The following is a 15619-nucleotide window of genomic DNA, read 5'->3' as shown; positions in this document are numbered from 1 at the left end:
CAAAGTTTACAAGCACGGCTTTCAAGTCATTGAATGTAAACGGCTTGCTGGCGCGGGCGGCTGCCGCAGCGAGATGTGTATAACGCTATGGCTCTACCCGTCGATCCAGGCACTTCTCGATCCAGTCGCCAGGCTGAAACTTGACGGATTCTGCCACGGCGCGTATTGACATCAGATATACATTGCCCTGCCATACGTATATCTATCGTATATACAGTATGGAGTGCATCATGCGCGACGCACCTATTAATCTTCGCGCCTTGCCAGAGCAGCGTGATCTGATCGATTACGCAGCGAGCCTGCTTGGCAAAAACCGCTCTGACTTTATGTTGGAGGCCGCTTGGGAGCGCGCTCAGGCCGTCGTCCTGGATCGCACTTTCTTTGGGCTTGATTCGGAAAAATTTAAGCAGTTCACCGAATTGCTAAACGCGCCGAAAGTCGCAAACGCGGGTCTTGCACGTCTTATGGACGTGAAAACCCACTCGATCATCAATGGGTCTCGCAAACCCGCGTGGTTAAAGGGATCGGGCTTGATCAACATGGGGCACTACCGTCGCTTTTACCGTCAAGGGCGCACATCTTTTGCTGGCGCGGGAGATGGAGCACTTTGCGCGGGAGCTACGTTTTCGACACCATCATCAATCAGTCTCAAGAATACCGGAAAATTCTCTCTTCAGTCAGTACGGCTCGGAACAGTTGGCTTGACTCACAACTTGTCCGCGAGCGCCTTCAGCCTCTTGCTCTGCCGTGCTACCTTGATCTGCGCCTTCCCGTCTTTGCTCACTCGAATCGAGGTGGCATATTGAATGATGGCGTCATATGCCTCCTTGCTCTTCGCTTCATACCAACCGAATTTATAGGACAGCCTTCCCGCAGCAACCATGCCTTCAAGGTCAGGGTAGTTGTCGGCTCTATCTTTGATCAGCTTCTTTAGGTCCGCTATCTCTTTTTCTGTGAGTGGCATGGTTGCTATCCTCGTCTTTTGGTTAGTGCATCGGTGAAAGAAGGTTGCTGAGCAAAGGAATCCGGTCCTCTACAAGCCCTTTGGTGGCATCCGCTCGCCGTTTTCTAGCAAGCTGCGCAAGTTGTTTCGTACGGCCGTCGCGACCGTAGCTGATGGAACGTCGTGCAACCTGCTCAGCGCTTCAACAACCACTGCAACATCTGCGGGCTTCGAAGGCCTCGACCCAGTCTTGGTGAAAGGCCCATCCGTCTCCGTCAGCAACCTGTCGATCGGGATGGTAGCCACCATGGCCGAGTGTCGCTGGTTGTCCAGCATCGCCGCATTGATCGAGAAGTAGCACCCCAGCTCAATTGCGCGCACCGCCTCCGCCTTCGTACCCGTAAACCAGTGGAGCACAACTTTTCCCCGTGTCGGTGGAAGATGCGACTCGATGTGATCGAGCACGATCTTCGCAGCACGGATGCTATGGACCGTGATGATCTTGTCCCCCGCTTCCGCGCAACGCTGCAGGACATGCCGAAAGACTTGCTTCTGCAGATCGATTGACTTGTAGAAGCGTGGTCCAGCGTCGAGGCCCACTTCGCCGACATATCGTGTCTCTGACAGATGTCGATCCCACAGATCGATTTCGCCTGCCCGCTCTGCGACCAACTGCGGATGCAGTCCGAGCGCCGCGCGAACGTGACGCGTGCGTTGGGCCAGTTCATGGTTGCGAGACCACGCCCTAGGAGTAGTCGTCACCGCCAGTGTGAAGACGCCCGCATCTTCAGCCTCTTGAACCACTGCCTGGTGATCGGGATACAGATCCAGATGACAATGAAAGTCTACGAGGCCTGCTGTGGTAGCCATGTTCGATCCTGGCATCAACTTGGCCTTGTTTCGACACCATCGATCAGGCGCGCAACTTCGGCAAGGCCTCGACGGTAAACATCTGCGAGCTGATCGAGGTGCGGAATCTCGTCGGCAAGCGAGCCAGGTTTGTGGATCAGGAGGTTTGCGAGCTGCGGCCGACCACGCAGGCGTTCGATCGCGTATTGAAAGGATCGCACCTGCTTGCCCGTAGATTCTCGCGTGTCCAGCGTCTTGGCGCGAAGGTCGGACACCGTATAGGTTGTCTTATCCTCTCCCGCACCCCATGCTCCATCCAACGCGGCACGCCGGATCAGGCAAGGCAAGCAGTACCCACAATGCTCGATGCCGAGCCCCTGCCACCTTCCCTTTGTTGGAGACGAACACGACAGAGAATCCGACGCAAGTTTGGTCAGCAGCGCTTGATTCCCGCAACTTGACGTCATCTCCCCTTTCGTCTTTTCCCAATACGGATTCTCAATTCGCCCATTGACCCCCAGTTCTGCAAGCAGTTCGTTCCAACGCGCCATGTAGTACGGGTGCGTGGTGCGTGTACTGTTCGAACCAAGGCGCAATGGGTCCAAGGGAACGTTCAACGCGATCAGCCCGTTCTCTGGTACGCGCAGAATGAAGGCCTTCCCCAGCCCTGTCCCTGCAAACACGCCCAATGCAAAGAACAAGAACGAGCGACCCCGCGTGCTGTTTTCCGACCCGACATTTTCGACCAGACCGTCGACGAATGTCATGCCCACGCGCAAACGCTCGAACAATGACTTGCTGTAGTGCGTCTTCAAGCCGGCGAAGAGCTTGCTTTGGGCATCGCTAGTCGCGCCTTCCCCAAAGTGACTGACCAGCAGCGGTGTCGATCCGACCTCCAGCAAATCGATAGCGCCAATCAAACTATCCAGGCCACCTGAAAACAGACTCACGGAATCGAACGGTGGTGCAATCAAGGTGGGGGGTGCTTCTTGGGCAATGGTCGCAAACCGGGGCGGCCGCGCCCGAAACCCAATCGTCCAGCGATCGCCGGTTAAGAAATTCAGGGCTTTCACCAGCGTTGGGACCGCACCCGCCCAGCGCGCCGGGTCACTGACTGGAATGACCAAGCGGATCTCCCGCGTCCATGAGTCTTGCGACTGTTCCGCGCGGGAAATACGAGTGTCCGCAGCATGAACGTGCGCAGCAACCACCAGCAGGTCAATGCCGATTTCCGACGGGAAGACACCCAGCTTCTTTAAGCTCGTTAGCGCACCGCCAATGCCATGGTCGAGCGACTTTTCTCCTGCGACCATCTGCAGCGAGGTGAATTGTTCGTCCGCGGCCGTGGGAATTTCAGTGTGATCGTCAGGCCCGAAACGGCCGGCCAGGAGTTGTCGTTTCATAGGTCGGCCTCCGCTTGACCGAGTGATTGAAGGATCGCGAACGCGGATTCATAGACGGTGTCCACGAACGACTGGATGCGCTCCGAGGTCAGGTTCGGAGATTCGGCACGCGCTCTCGTGAGCGCATCGCTTACTCCACCACGAACGAAATCGCGCAACTGCGCCTCCACCCGATGCGCCGCCTGTGCGTCGGTCGGCATCGTCACGGCCTTGGTACCGATGTCGTTGCAGATTCGAGCTTCAATCGCATGCGTTGCATACAACTCGAAGACTGTTTGCATCTGGTCCGGCGTGAAGGTCGAAAGGTCGGTCAAGCCTTCGGTGGTCAACTCGATGATTGTTTCAATATAGGCCTCGCGCGCGATGCCCTCATCGACGGTACCCGCCCCAGGGCAGATGTAGTCAGCCAGGCCCACAAAGATCTCGGTGATCGGTCGTCCCGCGAGCGACTCAAGATCCAACGAGCGCAGCGCTTCTCGAAGACCACGGGTTTGCGCATCCGCAAGGAAACCAAGCAATCTCGCACCGGAACCGCGTGAGGCTCCCATGCGTTGAGCCGCCTGGCGTGCGCCCCCTGCGGACGTGGAGACGTACCGCGAGACAGCGCGTCCGAGGCTAGCGCGGTCAGTGCCCCCCGAGCCAGCAAATCGCGTGAAACTGCTGCGTGCGCCGGAAAAGCGCTGAGGATCAGCCACTGCCGGAATGGCCGGCCGGTTTGGCACGGCAGGGGGCGCGGCGCCATCACCGGGTGCAGGACCATCGCCGTTTGCCCCATCTCCCGCAGCGGGCGATGCCGGCGGTGAGCCACCGCCGTCAGCATCTCCAAGCCACGAAGGCACCAGTGGCGTGCCGCCGCCCGGACCGCCATACGCTGTCGACGTTCCCATCAGCGCACTCCCTTCGTGTCTTTCAGTGTCAACTCGGAGGCCGTTTTGAGTGCAGGGTTGTTGGTCAGCTTGCTCCATTCCGTCAGCAGCGTCGTCAGGCGCCCGACACACTCCGCGTCCTTAATGACACCGTGCCAGCCGCGCACGGCCCACGGGCCGCACTTGCTGTTCGGTAACGCCTCCAGGAAGTCCAGCAGTTTGCTTTGCAACCCAGGCTGCGCCTTCACCAGCACGATGAGCCCGTCAATACCGGCCGGCATGGTTTCGAAGGCGCCGGTGCCCATGATCTTGGTTCGCACCGCCTCGAACACCTTATCCGCTTCCGGCTGCACAAGCAGCTTCAGTTCGGCCTCATAGCCCTGAACCATCATCTTTCCGCCGAAGAGCTTCTCCACCACGCTGGCCAAGTGTCCCAAGACAGACACCGGACCGAAGTAGTCCTTCTTGTCCTTCGTCACAAAGAGGTACGGGCGAAGATCGATACCAGACAGCAAGGGCTGCACGCGCGCCCAGTCTCGTACCGTGTCCGACGACTTCCACTCCGCGAGGACGGCGTTCTCCGGTGCGGACGTAGCGGCTTCCATCGCCTTGGGGCCTTTGCGCGCATCCCCTGCAACCGCCTTCCCGTCACTCTTGGCACTGGCTCCATCGCCGGCGAGACTTTTCTCCAGCATCTCAAGATCCTCGCAAAGGCCCTTTGGGTGAATGGCCGAGACAAAAGCGATCTGCTCAAAGAGCCGTGGGATAAAGCGCTCGGCGAGCATCAGCTTCGCCAGCACGGGCAAGGTGATGTCAGCGCCGAATCCGCGCGCGGTCGCTGTACGCTCCCGCAACAACAACGTATTTAGGAAGCGCTTGATTTGGCGCGGATTGCCCTTGGCACCACTCGCCAGAATCGGACCGATCTGGTCGCTGAGCGCGAGCGCGTTGTTGGCCTTGTCCGCTTTTGTCCCGAGTGCGGCCTTGACGGTCGCAGCGTCGAGACCGGCGTTTTCCCAAGGCCGCTTGAGGCGTTCCCGCGCAGCGGCAATGAGCTTTGCGTAGTCGGTATCCTCGTCGCCGATCTCAGCACCTGTCAGCAACAGCGTCACGTAGATGCGCGTCTCAGTCTCGCCCAAGGCCGGGATGCGAAACGGAACCTGGATCAGTTTCTCCAGGTAATTTCGAGCGTAGTCGCGCGGCCCCGTGGTCTCTGGCAGATCCGGGAAGTGTTTACGCACCGCGTATTCGATCATTGCCTCGTCCGCGGCAACGACGAACGCTGTGCGTGCGGTAAACACAAACAGCCGGATCGCTTCGAGCGTCTCTATAGCCGTGTCCGGCAAGCAACGGTCGAGGTCGTCAATCAGTACGATGAGTTGCTTGATGCCCGCATCTTTCAGGAGCTTGTCGAACGCTTTGCGAAAGGCCTCGACCTCCTCCGGAACGTTCTTGGTTTCTGCCGGCTTCAACATCGACTTCACACCGTCAATTGCGGACGTGAGGTTCTCTTTCGTCGCCAGCTTTCCGGGGTCCGCGAACATTCCTTCGAGCGTCCCCACGATGGCACTGATCTGATCCGGCGTCGGGATGCCAGTGAATGCAGTGAGCGCCAAGCCACCTGCGCGTTTCGCGACCTTCAACCAATCAATGCGATTGAAGACATCCTTGACCGCGCCGGCGGCCTTGGTCACTGCCGGGCGTTTTTCGACCAAGCCAGTAACGATGCCCTCGATCAACGCAATCTTGGCATCCTCGAACCCTTGGAAGCGCCAACCGTTGAACTTCAGGCATAGCACATCGTCCTTACCCGAGAACCCTGCTTCGATCATCTCCAAGACGCTGGATTTCCCAGCGCCCCAATCGCCGTGAACACCAATCGTGACAGGCTGATCCGGTTTCTCGCGCAAAAGTTCGATGATGGTCTTGGCGATCGCCTCGTTGTTGAGCAAGTCAACTTTGGTCTCGTTATCGATCAGAATCATTTGTCTCTTCCTCCCCCCAGTTAAGCCATCGGCAACGCCAGCAGCACCGACCGGATGGCCACAGAGATTGCCTCCCGCGGACCGTGCAGCCTCAGCGCCATCGTCATCTCGATCTGCACGCCAACGCCGCGGCGCCCACGATTGCAAATGTTGTTCGGGTCGGTTGCCGGGAATTGGTGCCCTCGCAGCCGGGTATCTATGCCGAGATCGGCGATGGCTCTCGCCACAGCGGCCTTCAAGGACTCATCGAGGCCCCCAACGAGCGCCTGTTGCACGTCACCGCCACATCCGTGTATCGCGACCACATGATTGCAGCTGCTCAGCAACTCCAGACATCGAGGTTCGTCAAACCGGTGGCTGGTCAGATGGAGCGCGGAATAGTTGCCGGCTTGACGAATTCCTTCAAACAGGTAGAGATTGAAATCCTCTCCTGCAACGTCGCGTGCAACGTCCGACGTGTATTGCTCGATGCTGCCCCCATGGGGGGCTATTACTGCCACGGTCGAACCCGCGTTTGCCCGCACATGGACTCGATAGTCAGTGCCTTCGACCTGAGCGCTGGCCAAGTCCGTGAATCCCTTGTAATTGTCCGCTGGGCTACTCATGGCACCTCCACGTCGCGATAGGACGGGTTCGAGTAGCGAACTGGACTTGCCCAGTCGCCAGTCGGCATTGCGCCTCACGCATCGGGACGCCTTTCGAAAAAGAAGCAGTCAGGCAGGATGGCCGGAGCGATGTAATCGATGTCTTCGGCCGACACATCACAGGCGAAGAAGCTGTCGCGCCAATGCCGGACGACATCGACGAGCCGATCGATCTGCCCGCGCGCTTCTTCCGCCGACAAACCGAAACGCCCCGCCTGCGACAGCAGGTTGTAGATGCTGGCCGTGCGACCGTAATCGCCTACGGTCAACGCCAAATCGCGCCTCTCCAGGCTGACCACGGGCGCGGGCACGAGGTCGTAGGCCGGTGACAGCCGCCATCCCTTCTGTCTGCGCAGCATGGCATGGTTGCGGGGATGATCATCGTTGTTGGTCACGGCGGCATTGAAGACCATCCGCCTGAAGAGTTCGGCACAGTCGGCTTCTGGCTTGTCAGACCATCGGCGCAAGTTGTCGGCCAGCAGCGGGTAGGACCAGCGTTCACGGTCCAGGTGGCTATCCCCGCAGTCGAGCACGGTCAAACCGCTGACAAGACCGAAGCGAAGGTAGCCCATGTCGGTGTGGTCGCGATCGAAGCGCTGCAACATCAGCACATCGCTCTCGCCGACGCGCTGGAGCCGTGCCTGTGTGACGTTCAGGCCGCATCGCCGAGCCAGATCGAGCGTAGCAAATTCGACCCGCTGCAGATTGAAGCGGTCATCTCTGGCCGGAAACTTGCCGAGCCAGAGACTTTGTGCGTCCTCGATCGTGGCCTTCGGCCGTGCACCACCCATGCTGGTGCCAGGATCGAGCTGTTCAAGCAGATGGGCTGCCACCGGGCGCCCCTCTTCGATCGCCTGTGTGGCCGCGATCAGCTCGGCCAGTTGGTGCGTGCGGTTGTACTGGCGCTTGGGCGCAGGCGGTTCGGCCTTCAGCCCGAAGCTCAGGTACCCCGCTCCGTCTTGCGGTCCATGCAGCAAATAGTCGATTTCCTGAAGGTCAGCAGCGCTGCGCTCAAGCTTGTGCTCGATCACGCGCCGCCCCCAGGCGTCGGGGCCGGCGTCCCGAACCGCACCGGGAATCCCCTTGAGCTGGGTGAACTCGAAGACTTCCTTGGCAAGAGGCAATTGGAACGGATCGAGTGCAACCGCCTCCTGGCGCTGAAGGTAACGGTCGCCGTAGCGAAACCGCCCAATCTGCGTGCCGTCGGGTAGCGTCTGCACTCTAAGCAGCGCTGCCGGCACCGTTTCCAACGTGCCGGGCAGCTGAATGTAGACATAAGCCTCGCGCTCAGAAGTCATAGTCGTCGCTCACCTTGCGGGCCTTGCTCGCCCGAGTCGGACGGCGCGACGCTTCGAGCGCCTTGCCGTGGAGATCGCTGTCGGGATCTGCGACAGCGTCCAGCGACTTGTCCAGGCCGAGTGCCCACAGTACCGTGAGGCACACGCCGACTGCCGTACCCGGCTTACCGAGCTCCAGCGCCGTGAGGGTGTTTCGGTTGATTCCCGCCTTGCTTGCGAGATCGGCGACCGACCAGCCGCGCCGAATCCGCGCCACCCGAATGCGCTGACCCAGCCGAGCTACCCGCTCAGTGACTTGTGTAGGCATCGTGAATTTGCTCATTAAACTAGGCATTACCTGTTATTTATGCCCGATATATTAGGCTTTTTTTAGGCGCAGCGCAACTCTGACGCGTGGAAGAGAATCAAAGAATTAGGCAAAATCTTTAATAATGCCTTATATTTTAGGCATTTTATGGACAAACATCGCGCTCGCTGGCTACGCAACAGGAGTGTGGCGGGTACGTCCCTCCTCAGAAGAACACCAAAAGAGGACTCCGTGGCCAACATGTTCGACGTGCAAAGCAAACGAGGCTCGATCTGGCATCGCTGGGACCCTCACATTCACACACCCGGTACCGCCCTGAACGACCAGTACGTCGGTCCAAATCCTTGGGCAGCCTTCCTGGACGCCATCGAAGCGTCGAATCCGCCGATTCGCGCGATGGGTATCACCGACTACTTCGGCATTGAACGCTACCAACAGGTCGTCGACGAAAAACACCGTGGACGTTTGCTTGGCGTGGGTCTGATATTCCCCAACGTCGAGCTGCGACTCGGGATCGAAACCGCGAAGGCATCGGCGGTCAACGTTCACCTGCTCTTCTCGCCGCATGATGCCGACCACATCGACCGGATCAAGCGCTTCCTGCTGGAGTTTGAGTTCCTCTATCTGGGCGAGTCCTACCGCTGCCAACGCAGCGACCTCATCCGCCTGGGCCGCGCCCACAAACCAGACCTGACGGACGACGAAGCGGCCCGGTCCGAAGGTGCCAATCAGTTCAAGGTGAACTTCGACCAGCTCAAGCAGGCATGGTCAAAGAACGAGTGGGTCAAGAAGAACACCCTAATCGCCGTCGCCGGCGGGGAGAAGGACGGAACATCCGGCCTGCGCGACACCACCGCCTCGTTCGCGGCGCAGCGCAAGAACGTCGAGGGCCTTGCCCACATCATCTTCAGCGCCAATCCCAAGCAGGTCCGCTTCTGGCTAGGTAAGGAATCGGCCACCGTCGAAGAACTCGAAAGCCAGTACAACGGATGCAAACCTTGTTTGCACGGATCGGACGCGCATTCGCTCGCAAAGGCCGGTAAGCCTGATGGCGACCGCCGCTGCTGGATCAAGGGTGACTTGATGTTCGACTCGCTGCGCCAGGCCTGCATCGAACCTGAGGAGCGTGTTTCCATCAGCGCAGAGCCACCGCGCGGCGCATTGGACAGCCATGCCATCAACTCGCTGTCTGTGACGAATGCGTCCTGGATCGCGAATGGTGCCGTTGAACTGAACGCGGGACTGGTTGCCGTGATCGGCGCGCGGGGCTCGGGAAAAACCGCCTTGGCCGATCTCATTGCGGCAGGCGGTCTTGCGCTCTCCCCTCATTTGAACGAGCGCTCTTTCATTCTGCGCGCGAAACAACATCTCAGTGACAGCAAAGCCGAGTTGCAATGGGCGTCTGGCGAAAAGACTGGCAACGAACTCGACCAGACCGACATGGAGGATTTGCTGGCCAGCCCGTATGTCCAGTACTTGTCGCAGCAGTTCGTCGACCAACTCTGCTCGGCGGAAGGCTTGAATGATGCCTTGGTCACGGAAATCGAGCGCGTGATCTTCAATGCCCACCCGCTCAACGAACGTCAAGGTGCCGATTCTTTCCAGGAGCTGCTGGACCTTCGTCTGGAGACGTCCCGTCAAAAGCGCGAACGTCAGCAACAGGCCCTGACCAGGGCATCCGCGGACCTCACCGACGAACGTGTCAAGAAAGATGGCCTCAAAGCGCTCGAGAAGGACCGGGACGAGAAGAAACGTGCTATCGACAAGGACAAGACCGACCGCAAGTCGCTGGTTGCCAAGGGCAACGAAGAGCGCGCAAGGCGCCATGAACAGGTTTCGCTCGCGGTCGATGCGAAGCGTCAGCTAGTAGACCAAGCCAAGCGCCGACACCAGGCTCTGCTTCACTTGCAAAACGACGTGCGCGACTTCCGCACCCGTCAGGCACCATCTCTACTCGCCGACCTAAAGCAAGAGCGTGAGCATGCCGGCCTCAGTACCCCTGACTGGGAAGCCTTCCGGCTCGACTATGCCGGCCCGGTTGACACGTTATTGACCGAGCGCATCAAACAGGCGAACCTACTTGTCACCGCGCTCCAAGGCCCCTCGAAAACCGATGCGGTGGCTCAGGGCAATCCCGACCCGACCGCCACGCTGATCCCCGTGGACGTGAATCTCGCGGATCAATCGCTCTCACTCCTTGAGCGGGAACTCGCTCGCCTGCGCACGCTGGTCGGTGTCGATGCACAGAACGCCAAACGCTTCACCACTCTTTCGGACAAGATCACCAAAGCCGAGGCCACGCTGACAAAAGTGCTGCAGCAGATCGAGCGCATCCAAGGCGCAGACGAGCGCATCCGCGCGCTGGTCGACGCGCGTCGCAGCGCCTACGCCGCCCTCTTCGAAGCAATCGTCGAGGAAGAGCGGGAACTTGCGGATCTCTACGCGCCTATCAAGACGCGCATCGATGAGGCGGCAGGCTCGTTGTCGAAACTGTCGTTCTCGGTACGTCGAAATGTGGACCTTGCGCAGTGGGCCGCCAAGGGTGAAGATCTATTGGACCTGCGAACCAACGGTCCTTTCAAGGGGCGCGGCGAGTTGCTGCGGGCGGCGCGCGCCGGGCTCATGGCGGCGTGGGCAACTGGTGACGCTACGCAAGCCGCCACAGCCCTGCTCGATTTCGTCAAGGCCAATGAGGCTGCGCTCCGGACCCACATGCCGGAGAACGCCGAGTTCCGCGCATGGGCGCGCAACATTTCGGACTGGCTGTACAGCACCGATCACATCACTGTTGGCTACGGCTTGCAGTATGACGGCGTCGATATCGAGCAGTTGTCACCTGGCACACGCGGCATCGTCTTGCTGCTGCTGTACTTGGCCATCGATGCGGAAGATGACCGACCACTGATCATCGATCAGCCCGAAGAGAACTTGGACCCTCAGTCCATCTATCAAGAACTGGTGCATCGTTTCCGCGACGCCAAGAAGCGGCGCCAGATCGTCATCGTGACGCACAATGCCAACTTGGTGGTGAACACCGATGCGGATCAGGTGATCGTGGCACAGTGTGGGCCACACAGGCCCGGCCAGTTGCCGCTCATTACGTACGAGAGCGGCAGTCTCGAAAACCCACTCATCCGACAGCACGTGTGCGACATCCTCGAAGGTGGGGAGCGCGCCTTCAAGGAACGCGCCAAACGTTTACGGGTAACTATTTGATCGGCGATCTGAAGCTACGATCTCCAGCCATGACCACCACCAACATGTACGGGAGCCGCCAAGTTTTCCGGAAGCAGCTTCGGAACGTAGATCTGCTCGTTGATCCAGGCATCCACCATGTCCGCCCACTCTTGCAACATGTGGCGCCGCTGCTCGGCGTACTCGGCCTTGTTGTAGATCGAGCGCGAGGACCGTCCGTCTTCATGCGCCAGGCACTTCTCGATCCAATCCCGGTTGAAGCCCAACTCGTGCAGCAACGTAGATCCAGTACGGCGCAAGTCCTGAACGGTAAACGGCTCCAGTGGTAAGCCCGCGACTTTGGCCCTCTCCGACCACGAGCTGCGTGACTCGGTTCAGGGTCGCCTTGGACATGCAACTGTCAGCGTTGTAGCGTGACGGCAAGACAAACTTGGAACCGGCCGCACAGGTATGCAACGCCACGAAAATGTCGAGCGCCTGGCGTGAGAGATAAACCACGTGCGGCCTCCTCCCCTTCATTCGCTGCTTTGGAATCGTCCAAGTAGCCTTCTCGAAATCGACCTCGTCCCAAGTCGCCTCGATCAGTTCACTCTTTCGCACCAACGTCAGCAAGATCATGCGCAACGCTAGCCGGATCGTCGGATAGGTAGCCACGAACTCTAATTGCGTGGACATCAGGTGGATTTCCTGCGGAGACAAGGCACGATCCTTCGGCACGAAAGTCGCAATGGAAGCCGCATCTACGCTATCAGCAGGATTTGCCACCTTCTCCCCATGCTGATTCGCGTAACCATATATCTGCTTCACAAGGTCCCGAATTTGAACGGCGGTGGCTGGTGCGCCTCGCGCTCTCACGCGCATGCACAGAGCGCGTAGATCCTCCCCATGGATTTCGCCAAGAAGGCGTTTATTGAACGCCGGCAAGATGTCGCGATCCAGTACGCCCTTTCGCATCGAGCGGGTCGACTCGGCCATGGTGGCCCCATAAAGCCACCGGGTGGCATGATCGCTGAAAGTCCGGGTGTCCGGTCCACGCCCCTTCTCTCGCTGCTTCTGTAGCGCTGGCGAAGTACCCTCGCCCAGCAGCCGCCTGGCACGTCGCAGTTTTTCTCGCGCTTCGGCTAGTGAAATGCCTCCGAAGCCGTAACGGCCTATGGTCAACGTCTCTCGTCGGCCATTGATCCGGTAGTCGTATCGGAAGGTAATAGTGCCTTTCGGCGAAACGACGGCGTACATGCCATCGCGATCGGCGACCTTGTAAAAGATCGCGCGGGGTTTCAAGTTCCGCAGGGCAAAGTCTGTAAGCACGAGAATAGTCTCCTGATTGAAACGGCCAATTGCCGTCACCTATCATGAGACCTACATGCCCTTGCGAGCCCGAATAAATCCTGATGTCTAAGAGGAAGAACTACCGTCACAGACGGTAGTTCTTCCGAGGCTACGCCAACCCCACCCAAAAGAGCTTGCGCACCCCGTCGAATTTACCGTCAGCTTCGCTGACTGGGCGTGCCTAAAGGGTGAAAGCCCACACGAAGCACCCTTTAGAATCAACAACCTAGAAGAATCACACTCTCGTTAACTATCTTTGAGTGATTTTCCACGCTATTGATTTATATGGGGAAATCCATTCCCCCTACTCCCACTCGATCGTCAATCGGTGACGGGGACCCTTGTGTATACGGCTTCTCCGGCCGGTCGGGAGTGACGATACCGTCAGCCATACCGAAAAATCCAGTCGGCAGTTTTCAGCTCTGGACAGACTGCAACAGAGAATCCACGCGCACTTTCGTTCAAACATCGCGAACACAGGGCATCCGAATGCCGACTTCTTCGGGAATACCGTCTTCGATACCGTCAGGCACTTTCCAGCGCGATCCTGGCAAAGCTTGAAGAAGCCATGATCCCAACTGCGGCCATGTTACCGACCGGATACGATGCAAACCGTGCCGCAACCCCGGCGAGCGCAGCGGCCGCTCGACCGGAAGATGCTGCGCAACCACGACTGGCAAGTGTCTCAATCTTCAGCAGGCGCGATCAAACTCATGTCAAGGGCAATTGTGCGTATCGCGAAACCCCGCATCGGGGAGCCCGCGCGATTCTCAGAGCCGATTAGGACACGCTAGCACGCGTCGGGCTGAGTCGGAGTTCGCCTCCATGGCGGGCCGTCGTACCGGCGCGCTCCACGTCGGCTTTCAAGGTACAACGGCCATTCGTCTACTCGCACAGGGAGACTGGAGTTCGGCCAATGCCGTCATTCGAGGATCGGTGCTGGTCAGACGGGTATGGGGCGCTTTCCTGTCATTCACAGGTCGGTGGTCGCGAATGACTCGTCCCACGGAAAGCGAACGAGTACTTGCGACCCGTTGCGGACATTTTGCGACCTCTTTCTAAGGTCCGGCATGCGCGCGAAGGTAGTCGTTCGCGTATCGATCTCGCTTGACTCCTTGTAGCCGAACCCCTGCGGTACAGCCGTGTCGTCTTTGGTGAAAACCAATGCACTCACGGGACCGGGTTCCGGCGATGACCTTGGGGCCAAGGCCATGCCGACAACGCAATATCAGCCAGCCGCTTCAGTGTTGCCCTGCATGCGCGGTCACAGGCTTGCGCCGACATGCCTTGCACAACGGCGCAATAAAAGCGTGCGAGAGCTTCGGTGTCGGTCTCAGGGGCAAGTTCGCCCTCGGCGACGGCACGGTCGAAGCGTACCTTGATGGCCTGTAGCGCAAGCTCCCGCCGCGCGGCGACCGTCTGGGCGACAGACTCGCTCTTTTCGGCATGTTGAAGAACAGCATTCGAAATCATGCAACCGCGCGGCCTTCCCGGGTCAGTAAAGCGTGCCGCGGCGTCGTGCAGGTAGAACGCTATCGCATCGTAGGCCGGCATCTTCCCTTGCAGCGCTTCCAGACACTGCTTGTTCTCACGCTCGCTGATATGGTCGAGCGCCTGTCTGTAAAGGTCCTCCTTCGAACCGAACGTTGCATAGAGGGACGGCGGCGGAATACCCATGGCCTGGGTCAGGTCGGCGATCGACGTGCCCTCGTATCCACGCTCCCAGAACAGCCGCGCGGCGACATCGAGCCCCACATCGCGGTCCAGCAACCTCGGTCTGCCACGTTTCCGGGCGGGTTCGCTCATTTTTATATCGAGTCCTACAAAAATCGTTGACGGTGGCTTCCAGTATAAATATGCTAGTGATCACTATAAATTTTATCGAGAAGGAGTGGTCGATGTCTGAAAAACTTTCAAGCAAGGTGGCCCTTATAACAGGAAGCTCGCGTGGTATCGGCCGTGCTGTAGCACTGGCCTTTGCGAGAGAAGGGGCCGCGCTCATCGGTGTGCACTACGCCAGCAACGCGGATGCTGCTCACGCCACCATCCGCGAGATCGAGGCGCTCGGATCAAAAGCCGTCGCCATCAATGCGGACTTGGGTCGCGGGAAAGAAGCAACGGACAGTATCTGGGAGCAGTTCAGGGCAGCCGCGATCGCCGCCACGGGCGAACCTCGGCTTGACATTCTCGTCAACAATGCTGGCGTAGCACCGGCGATTCGCCTGTCTCAGACCAGTGAGTCCGTCTTCGACGAGGTCATGACCGTCAACTTCAAGGCACCGTTCTTCCTGATTCAGGCTGTTGCAGATCACATCCGAGACAATGGACGAATCATCAACGTTTCGACGGGCTTTACGCGTGTCGCGGCTCCAACGCATCCTGCCTACGCCGCGTCGAAAGGTGCCCTTGAAACCCTCACACTGGCGCTTGCCCCTGAGTTCGGTCCTCGCGGCATCACGGTGAATACGGTCATGCCGGGCGTGACGGAGACTGATATGAATGCGGCGTGGATAACGGTACCGGAGGCGCGCGCCGGCGCGGAGGCCATGTCGGTGTTCTCGCGAGTGGGTCAACCTGCCGATGTGGCTGACGTCATCGCCTTCCTTGCATCGAATGAGGCACGCTGGACTACGGGACAGGTGATCGACGCGACGGGCGGTGCCCGCCTCTAACCATTGCGTCCGCTAGATATTAAAGGTCGCGCCAGCGCATAAAGGGTGGTGGACGTATGCGTACGTGCACTACTAAACGAGAGAAATGGCGCGACTCGCTCGCGACTCCAAGCCCCCACCATGGGCGA

The 15619-nt window shown here is 59.1% G+C and carries 11 protein-coding genes and 1 pseudogene; 3 read left to right on the top strand and 9 right to left on the bottom strand.

Features of this window, described 5'->3' with window-relative positions; genetic code table 11:
* The first annotated feature begins 230 nt into the window (after positions 1 to 230).
* Positions 231 to 806 (top strand): DUF1778 domain-containing protein, encoded by a 576-nt coding sequence (locus OKW39_RS00320; protein ID WP_429561790.1) that lies wholly within the window; start codon positions 231 to 233, stop codon positions 804 to 806.
* 227 nt (positions 807 to 1033) lie between these two features.
* Here the strand turns inward: OKW39_RS00320 and qatD are convergent, their stop codons facing one another.
* The 7 genes from qatD to OKW39_RS00285 form a co-directional block, all read right to left on the bottom strand.
* Complete coding sequence (qatD, locus tag OKW39_RS00315; RefSeq protein WP_429561789.1) at positions 1034 to 1813, bottom strand: Qat anti-phage system TatD family nuclease QatD; 780 nt, start codon at positions 1811 to 1813, stop codon at positions 1034 to 1036.
* A gap of 14 nt (positions 1814 to 1827) precedes the next feature.
* Positions 1828 to 3195: a Qat anti-phage system QueC-like protein QatC gene (qatC, locus tag OKW39_RS00310; RefSeq protein WP_429561788.1), complete on the bottom strand. Its 1368-nt coding sequence runs from the start codon at positions 3193 to 3195 to the stop codon at positions 1828 to 1830.
* The gene (gene qatB, locus OKW39_RS00305) at positions 3192 to 4082 is read right to left on the bottom strand and encodes a Qat anti-phage system associated protein QatB (protein WP_429561787.1); all 891 of its coding nucleotides are present in this window, start codon (positions 4080 to 4082) and stop codon (positions 3192 to 3194) included. The genes qatC and qatB overlap by 4 nt, the downstream gene beginning before the upstream one ends.
* Complete coding sequence (gene qatA, locus OKW39_RS00300) at positions 4082 to 6046, bottom strand: Qat anti-phage system ATPase QatA (protein WP_429561786.1); 1965 nt, start codon at positions 6044 to 6046, stop codon at positions 4082 to 4084. The genes qatB and qatA overlap by 1 nt, the downstream gene beginning before the upstream one ends.
* A gap of 20 nt (positions 6047 to 6066) precedes the next feature.
* The gene (locus OKW39_RS00295; protein WP_429561785.1) at positions 6067 to 6651 is read right to left on the bottom strand and encodes a poly-gamma-glutamate hydrolase family protein; all 585 of its coding nucleotides are present in this window, start codon (positions 6649 to 6651) and stop codon (positions 6067 to 6069) included.
* A 74-nt stretch (positions 6652 to 6725) separates the two neighbouring features.
* A complete protein-coding gene (locus OKW39_RS00290) occupies positions 6726 to 7988 on the bottom strand; it encodes a type II toxin-antitoxin system HipA family toxin (protein ID WP_429561784.1) in 1263 nt (420 codons plus the stop codon).
* Positions 7978 to 8295 carry a helix-turn-helix transcriptional regulator gene (locus OKW39_RS00285; RefSeq protein ID WP_184066133.1) on the bottom strand — a complete coding sequence of 106 codons (318 nt, stop codon included), beginning with the start codon at positions 8293 to 8295 and terminating at the stop codon, positions 7978 to 7980. Before OKW39_RS00285 ends, OKW39_RS00290 begins: the two co-directional genes overlap by 11 nt.
* A 240-nt stretch (positions 8296 to 8535) precedes the next feature.
* Here OKW39_RS00285 and OKW39_RS00280 point away from each other — a divergent pair, with 240 nt between their 5' ends.
* Complete coding sequence (locus tag OKW39_RS00280; protein WP_429563432.1) at positions 8536 to 11511, top strand: TrlF family AAA-like ATPase; 2976 nt, start codon at positions 8536 to 8538, stop codon at positions 11509 to 11511.
* A 14-nt stretch (positions 11512 to 11525) separates the two neighbouring features.
* On the opposite strand, the pseudogene OKW39_RS00275 reads toward OKW39_RS00280, so the two are convergent.
* Together OKW39_RS00275 and OKW39_RS00270 are read right to left on the bottom strand one after the other, a co-directional pair.
* Positions 11526 to 12798: pseudogene (locus OKW39_RS00275) on the bottom strand (tyrosine-type recombinase/integrase).
* Positions 12799 to 13989: 1191 nt separating this feature from the next.
* Positions 13990 to 14625, bottom strand: coding sequence for a TetR/AcrR family transcriptional regulator (locus OKW39_RS00270; protein ID WP_429561783.1), 636 nt, complete (start codon positions 14623 to 14625; stop codon positions 13990 to 13992).
* 92 nt (positions 14626 to 14717) lie between these two features.
* On the opposite strand from OKW39_RS00270, the gene OKW39_RS00265 reads away from it, so the two are divergent.
* Positions 14718 to 15491, top strand: coding sequence for an SDR family oxidoreductase (locus tag OKW39_RS00265; protein ID WP_429561782.1), 774 nt, complete (start codon positions 14718 to 14720; stop codon positions 15489 to 15491).
* Positions 15492 to 15619 lie beyond the last annotated feature (128 nt).

The sequence above is a fragment of the Paraburkholderia sp. MM6662-R1 genome (assembly GCF_050436245.1).
Lineage (GTDB): Bacteria > Pseudomonadota > Gammaproteobacteria > Burkholderiales > Burkholderiaceae > Paraburkholderia > Paraburkholderia tuberum.
This window is presented reverse-complemented; position numbering and strand designations above follow the sequence as displayed.